This is a genomic window from Aedoeadaptatus coli, assembly GCF_900343085.1.
Lineage (GTDB): Bacteria > Bacillota > Clostridia > Tissierellales > Peptoniphilaceae > Aedoeadaptatus > Aedoeadaptatus coli.
The window spans coordinates 22,296-28,742 of record NZ_OPYI01000017.1 but is presented as its reverse complement, the minus strand read 5'-3'; the positions used below and the strand labels follow the sequence as shown (position 1 = coordinate 28,742).

Here is a 6,447-nt window from a genome sequence, read left to right as displayed (position 1 = left end):
TGTTTGCCCTCCTTTATTATTTTGTGGTGATTTAATTTTAGGTGATAGGGAAAACAAGTGCTATCTTTTTGCACAAAAATATCCATTGAGGAGGTTACTCCCCAACGGATATTATAGAGCCAAAAAAAGACACCGCCCGTAAGCAGTGCCTCTATGTAGCCGGACGTGCCGGCTATTAAACCAATTCAATAATGGCCATTTCTGCGCCGTCGCCACGGCGGGGACCTTTTTTCAGAATGCGCGTGTAACCGCCTTGACGGTCGGCGTATTCCGGTGCAATTTCTTCGAATAATTTCGTTACGACGGATTCGTCGAAGATGTAAGCCAAAGCTTGGCGTCTTGCGTGAAGATCGCCTCTCTTGCCGAGGGTGATCATCTTTTCAGCCATGCGTCTGGTTTCTTTTGCACGGGTCACTGTGGTTTCAATGCGGCCTTCGCGCAACAGATCGGTTGTTAAGTTTCTTAACATGGCCCGTCTATGGGGCGTCGTGCGGCCTAATTTTCTGAGCTGTGCCACAATGCTTCCTCCTTTATTCTTCGTTTTCTCTGAGAGAGAGCCCGAGTTCGTCCAGTTTTTCTTGCACTTCTTCCAGGCTCTTCTTTCCGAGATTTCTAACTTTCATCATTTCGTCTTCGGTTTTGTCCGTGAGTTCGCTCACGGTATTGATGCCGGCGCGTTTCAGGCAATTGAAGCTGCGAACGGAAAGATCCAACTCTTCCACGGTCATTTCCAGGACTTTTTCCTTTTGTCCTTCGGGTTTTTCAACCATAATGTCCATGTCGTTGACTTCTTCCGTCATGGAGACGAACAGATCCAAGTGTTCCATGAGGATCTTGGCTGCCAGAGACGTGGCTTCGTCGGCGGTCATGGAACCGTCGGTTTCCACATCCAGGATCAAACGATCGTAGTCGGTACGCAAACCGACGCGGGTGTTTTCTACATTCCAATTCACCATGCGAATGGGCGTGTAGTTGGAATCCACGGCGATGACGCCGATCTCGGTGATTTCGTCTTTTTTCAGTTCGCTTGGCTCGTAGCCTCGGCCTCGCTCGATGACGAGTTCCATATAAAAGTTTGCATCGTCGTTTAAGGTGGCGATGTGGTGCTCGGGATTGACGATTTCCACACCGGCCGGCAGGGTAATGTCTCCGGCGACCAGTTCCCCGGCGCCGACTTTCTCTACGGAAAGGCGCACAGGTTCGTCTTGATCGCTTTTAAACACGATGCCTTTAATGTTCAGGATAATCTCCGGAACGTCTTCTAAGACGCCGTCGATGACGCTGAATTCGTGTTCGACGCCGCGAATGTTGACGAAGGAAACAGCACAACCCGGAAGCGAGGAGAACAGCACTCTGCGAAGGGAGTTGCCTAATGTGATCCCGTAGCCGTTTTCCAACGGCTCGACGATAAATCTTCCCTTATTGCCGTCGCTTGATACTTGTTCAACTACAATACTAGGCTTTTCAATTTCAATCATGTTTTCCGCCCTCCTAGGAATGGATCTGTAGAGACTTTCTCGTGAGATGGTATGCTGTTTTACTATCAGACTCTACGACGCTTCGGCGGACGGCAACCGTTGTGGGGAATGGGGGTTACGTCTTTGATCATGGTAACTTCCAAACCGGATGCTTGCAGGGAACGGATGGCAGCTTCACGTCCGCTGCCCGGGCCCTTGACGAAGACTTCAACGCTCTTTAAGCCGTGTTCCTTTGCCTTGGTGGCCGCTTCTTGTGCCGCTTCTTGTGCTGCAAAGGGCGTGGATTTTCTGGAGCCCTTGAAGCCGAGTTGACCGGCGCTGGACCAGGAAATCACGTTGCCGCTCATGTCGGTTAAGGTCACCATGGTGTTGTTAAAGGAAGAAGCGATATGCGCTTGTCCTTTTTCTATATTCTTGCGCACTCTCTTTTTGGAGCGCGTAGCTCTACCTTGTTTAGCCATTTAGCCCTCCTACTTCTTCTTGGATACAATCTTCTTCGGACCTTTGCGCGTTCTCGCATTGGTCTTGGTCTTTTGACCGCGAACGGGCAGGCCTCTCTTGTGACGAATGCCGCGGTAGCAGTTGATTTCGCGCAGACGCTTGATGTTCATAGCGATTTCGCGACGTAAATCCCCTTCTACATGGTACTCGTCGATGACTTTACGAATCGAGGCGATTTCCGCTTCGGTTAAGTCCTTAATATAGGTGTTGAAGTCGACGCCGGCTTTCGTCAGGATTTCTTGGGCGCGGGAACGTCCGATGCCGTAAATATAAGTGAGCCCGATTTCAGCTCGTTTTTCTCTCGGTAAGTCAATACCAGCAATTCTTGCCATGCCTACACCCCCTTATCCTTGTCTTTGTTTATGCTTCGGGTTTTCGCAAATCACCATGACGCGTCCTTTGCGTTTGATGACTTTGCATTTATCACACATCTTCTTAACTGAAGGTCTTACTTTCATTTCGTCCCCTCCTAAACTATTTCTTTCTCCAGGTAATACGTCCGCGGGTTAAGTCATAAGGACTCAGCTCGACGGTCACCCGATCGCCGGGCAATATACGAATGTAGTGCATGCGCAATTTTCCGGAGATATGAGCTAGAATTTCGTGTCCGTTTTCTAACTTAACTTTAAAGTTTGTATTGGGCAGGGCATCGGTTACGACGCCTTCCACTTCAATGACATCTTCTTTTGCCATGGTTGCATCCTCCTTATGCCTCTTGGAAGCGAGACAGTTGTTTACGAATATAGCTATCGTTTAACGGTCTATCCTCAGGTTTCAGATCCACAAGAGAATGGGTTTTTTGCAAATGCATGGCCTTTTTCCGCTTGGGATTGTCCAATGTTCTTCTCTTGCCGTCTGCCAGAAGAAGATATCTGTCGTCAATAACTTCCAAGACCACAAAGAAACCTTCTTTGTCTCTGCCCGCCTTGGATATGACTACCTGACCGACCTTAATATCTGCGGTGCCGTTCATCGACGATTAGGCCTCGTTTTCGAGTCCACGTCGTATTTGTTCAAATACATCGTCGATGGCCTTGGAACCGTCGATATCCAGTAACAGTCCTTGCGCTTTATAATAGTCGATTAACGGGGAAGTTTGTCTTTCGTAGACGTCGATGCGCTTCTTCACCGTTTCTTCCGTATCGTCATCACGTTGAATGAGCTTTGAGTTGTCGTCGTCGCAAATGCCTTCCACTTTCGGTTTTTGGTTCTTCACGTGGTAGGTTCTGCCGCAGGTGGGGCATACCCGTCTGCCCACGGCGCGATCGATTAAAAGCTCGCTCGGCACATGAATATTAATGACACAATCCAGCTTGGTACCCATGGCTTCTAAAGCTGCGTCCAAAGAGACCGCTTGATTGACCGTGCGCGGGAAGCCGTCTAATAAAAAGCCTGCTTCCACGTCGGGTTTTTTCAGGCGATCCACGACGATGTCGTTGACGACCTCATCGGGAACGAGTTCGCCGCGATCCATGTAGCTTTTCGCTTTCTTGCCGAGTTCCGTGGCGTTTTTAATGTTTTCGCGGAAAATATCGCCTGTGGAAATGTGCACCACATTGTAGGTTTCGACGATGGATGCCGCTTGGGTGCCTTTGCCGGCGCCCGGCGGGCCTAAAATGACTAGTCTCATGTGATCCTCCTTATTTTAGGAATCCCTTATAGTGTCGCATCATTAATTGTTGTTCCAAAATTCGTGCCGTTTCCATAATAACGCCGACGACGATGATCAAACTGGTGCCGCCGAAGCTGAAGTGCATGCCCGTGATTTTTTCTAAAATCGTAGGCAGAACAGACAACAGGGCCAGGGCCAATGCGCCGGGGAAAACCAGGCGGTTTACCAATTGTTGCAGGTATTCCGAAGTTTTCTTGCCGGGGCGAATGCCGGGGATAAAGCCGCCGTTTTGTTGTAGGTTTTTGGAATATTCCACCGTGTTGAATTGGATGGCCGTATAGAAGAAGGTAAAGAAGACGATCAACAGAACCATGAAGATGCTGTAAATGAAGATCCCGATATTACCTGCCGGCGTAAACCACTTGGTCATGAACTTGGCCGCTTGGGAATCCGGGCCTTGGAACATGACGATAATCGATGGAATGCTCATAATGGTTTGAGCGAAAATGATCGGCATGACGCCGCTCATGAGAACTTTAATGGGAATATGGGTGCTTTGACCGCCGTACATTTTCCGTCCCACGACGCGCTTGGCGTATTGAACGGGTACTTTGCGTTGCCCTTCGTTAAGCAGGACGACGAAGAAGACGATGGCAATGGCCAGGACGATGAATACAACGACCCAAACCCAGGATACCATGCCGGCTGCCGCCATGCGGAAGGAAGCCCATATATCAGCGGGGAATCTGGCTACGATCCCTGCAAAGATGAGTAAAGAGATCCCGTTACCGATTCCTTTTTCCGTAATCATTTCACCGATCCAAATCAGGAAGGTACTCCCTGCCACAACAGAGAGGATAATGACGACGTCTTGGAACGCGTTTTGGGTGTTCACCGCTTGTCTGTAAAAGCCGTAGGTGTAACCGATGGCTTGAACGGCAGCGAGAGCAACCGCTAAATACCTTGTATACTTCGCGATCTTCTTGCGTCCCACTTCCCCTTCTTTGCTCAGCGCTTCCAAACTGGGAATGGCGATGGTCAACAGTTGAAGGACGATGGACGCCGTGATATAGGGATAAATGCTCGTCGCAAAGACGGAGAAGTGTCCGAAGTTACCGCCGCTCATTAAATCCAGGAACGAGAGTATACCACCTTGTTGTTGGTTGAAAATCTTCGCAATCGCCGCCCGGTCCATAAAGGGCACGGGAACGTGGCTACCGAAGCGGAAGACCACAAGCATCAACAGGGTGAAGAGAAGCTTTTTACGAATTTCCGGGATCTTCCAAGCATCTCTAAAGGTTTGGATCATCTAGATCACCTCAGCCTTTCCCCCTGCCGCTTCGATTTTTTCGGCGGCGGATTTGGAGAAGTGGTTGGCCTTGACGTTAACAGAAACGTTAATGTCGCCGTTACCTAAGATGCGTAAGCCGTCTTTGGCATCGGCGCGTTTTACCATACCGCTTTCAATCAAGGATTCCAAGGTGACGGTGGATCCGTTGTCAAATTGGTTCAGTGCGTCTACATTGACAATGGCGTATTGTTTTTTGAAAACATTGGTAAAGCCACGTTTCGGAAGACGACGGAAAAGGGGCATTTGGCCACCTTCAAAGCCGGGGCGAACGCCGCCGCCACTGCGGGCCTTTTGACCCTTGTGGCCGCGTCCGGCGGTCTTACCGGTACCGGAACCGATACCGCGGCCGAGACGTTTCTTTGCCTTGACTCCTCCACCTTCTTGAGGTCTTAAATCATGCAATTTCATTACGTCCACCTCCTTAGTCGACGATTTCAACCATGAAGTCTACTTTGTTGATCATGCCGCGAATTTGAGGTGTGTCCTGTTTTTCTACGACTTGACCGACTTTTCTGAGACCTAAGGCTTTGATCGTCCGTTTTTGTTTTTCGATTCTTCCGATGGGGCTTTTCTTGAGTTTAATTTTAATGGTACTCATTTTGTCCCCCTTATCCTAAAATTTCGTCGACACTTTTGCCGCGAAGTTTAGCTACATTTTCAACGGTCTTTAAGGACGTCAACCCTTCCATCGTGGCGTTCACGGTGTTTCTCGGATTCGACGATCCGATGCTGTGAGTGTAGATGTCTTTAATCCCTGCAAGTTCACATACGGCACGCACGCTGCCGCCGGCGATAACGCCTGTACCGGGACGAGCCGGTTTCAGGAACACGCGACCGGCACCGAAGACGCCGGTGACTTTGTGGGGGATGGTGTTTCCGACCATGTTAATTTTAACCATGTTTTTCTTAGCCGCTTGGCTACCCTTGCGAATGGCTTCGGGAACTTCCAGGGCCTTGCCGGTACCGATACCGACGCGACCGTTTCTGTCGCCGACGACGACGAGGGCAGAAAAACGCATATTACGACCGCCCTTAACGGTCTTTGCAACACGGTTGATAGCAACGACTCTTTCGTCGAGTTCCGTGTCTCTATCTCTGGTATTGTTTTTCGTACGGTTCAATCTTTCCCTCCTTAGAACTTCAGTCCTGCTTCGCGAGCAGCTTCGGCTAAAGCGGCGATGCGACCGTGGTAGACGTAACCGGAGCGATCGAAAACAACTTCTTCGATGCCGTTTTCTTTTGCTTTCTTTCCGATTGCTTCACCGACGGCTTTGGCCGCTTCTACGTTCTTCGTGCTTTCCAGGTTCAAGGACTTGTCCAAGGTGGAAGCACTGGCTAATGTCTTTCCGTTTACATCGTCGATCAGTTGAGCGTATAAATGGTGCGCACTGCGGTAAATGGCAAGACGAGGTTTGGATTCCGTTCCGTTAATCTTCTGTCTGACGCGAATATGTCTCGCTTTTCGATTGCCTTGGCGATCAACTTTTTTAAACAAAACACTCCAC

13 protein-coding genes are annotated in these 6,447 nt (G+C 49.6%); all 13 read right to left on the bottom strand.

Going from position 1 to position 6,447, the window contains the following annotated elements:
* Positions 1–175 precede the first annotated feature (175 nt).
* The 13 genes from rplQ to rplR all read right to left on the bottom strand — a co-directional run bounded on the left by rplQ (position 176) and on the right by rplR (position 6,437).
* Positions 176–517, bottom strand: coding sequence for a 50S ribosomal protein L17 (gene rplQ / locus DG046_RS08690; RefSeq protein ID WP_108832120.1), 342 nt, complete (start codon positions 515–517; stop codon positions 176–178).
* A 13-nt stretch (positions 518–530) separates the two neighbouring features.
* Positions 531–1,478 (bottom strand): DNA-directed RNA polymerase subunit alpha, encoded by a 948-nt coding sequence (locus DG046_RS08685; RefSeq protein WP_108832119.1) that lies wholly within the window; start codon positions 1,476–1,478, stop codon positions 531–533.
* Positions 1,479–1,543: 65 nt separating this feature from the next.
* Positions 1,544–1,939 carry a 30S ribosomal protein S11 gene (gene rpsK, locus DG046_RS08680; RefSeq protein WP_108832118.1) on the bottom strand — a complete coding sequence of 132 codons (396 nt, stop codon included), beginning with the start codon at positions 1,937–1,939 and terminating at the stop codon, positions 1,544–1,546.
* A gap of 9 nt (positions 1,940–1,948) precedes the next feature.
* The gene (rpsM, locus tag DG046_RS08675) at positions 1,949–2,311 is read right to left on the bottom strand and encodes a 30S ribosomal protein S13 (RefSeq protein WP_108832117.1); all 363 of its coding nucleotides are present in this window, start codon (positions 2,309–2,311) and stop codon (positions 1,949–1,951) included.
* Positions 2,312–2,323: 12 nt separating this feature from the next.
* Positions 2,324–2,437: a 50S ribosomal protein L36 gene (gene rpmJ, locus DG046_RS08670; protein ID WP_007556223.1), complete on the bottom strand. Its 114-nt coding sequence runs from the start codon at positions 2,435–2,437 to the stop codon at positions 2,324–2,326.
* 16 nt (positions 2,438–2,453) lie between these two features.
* Complete coding sequence (gene infA, locus DG046_RS08665) at positions 2,454–2,672, bottom strand: translation initiation factor IF-1 (protein ID WP_068368873.1); 219 nt, start codon at positions 2,670–2,672, stop codon at positions 2,454–2,456.
* 13 nt (positions 2,673–2,685) lie between these two features.
* Positions 2,686–2,952: a KOW domain-containing RNA-binding protein gene (locus DG046_RS08660; RefSeq protein ID WP_108832116.1), complete on the bottom strand. Its 267-nt coding sequence runs from the start codon at positions 2,950–2,952 to the stop codon at positions 2,686–2,688.
* A gap of 6 nt (positions 2,953–2,958) precedes the next feature.
* Positions 2,959–3,609: an adenylate kinase gene (locus tag DG046_RS08655; protein WP_108832115.1), complete on the bottom strand. Its 651-nt coding sequence runs from the start codon at positions 3,607–3,609 to the stop codon at positions 2,959–2,961.
* Between the two features lie 10 nt (positions 3,610–3,619).
* The gene (secY, locus tag DG046_RS08650; RefSeq protein WP_108832114.1) at positions 3,620–4,900 is read right to left on the bottom strand and encodes a preprotein translocase subunit SecY; all 1,281 of its coding nucleotides are present in this window, start codon (positions 4,898–4,900) and stop codon (positions 3,620–3,622) included.
* Positions 4,901–5,350 (bottom strand): 50S ribosomal protein L15, encoded by a 450-nt coding sequence (rplO, locus tag DG046_RS08645; protein WP_108832113.1) that lies wholly within the window; start codon positions 5,348–5,350, stop codon positions 4,901–4,903. It abuts the gene before it with no gap.
* A gap of 13 nt (positions 5,351–5,363) precedes the next feature.
* Positions 5,364–5,540: a 50S ribosomal protein L30 gene (rpmD, locus tag DG046_RS08640; protein WP_108832112.1), complete on the bottom strand. Its 177-nt coding sequence runs from the start codon at positions 5,538–5,540 to the stop codon at positions 5,364–5,366.
* 10 nt (positions 5,541–5,550) lie between these two features.
* The gene (gene rpsE / locus DG046_RS08635) at positions 5,551–6,063 is read right to left on the bottom strand and encodes a 30S ribosomal protein S5 (RefSeq protein ID WP_108832111.1); all 513 of its coding nucleotides are present in this window, start codon (positions 6,061–6,063) and stop codon (positions 5,551–5,553) included.
* 11 nt (positions 6,064–6,074) lie between these two features.
* The gene (rplR, locus tag DG046_RS08630; RefSeq protein ID WP_108832110.1) at positions 6,075–6,437 is read right to left on the bottom strand and encodes a 50S ribosomal protein L18; all 363 of its coding nucleotides are present in this window, start codon (positions 6,435–6,437) and stop codon (positions 6,075–6,077) included.
* Positions 6,438–6,447 lie beyond the last annotated feature (10 nt).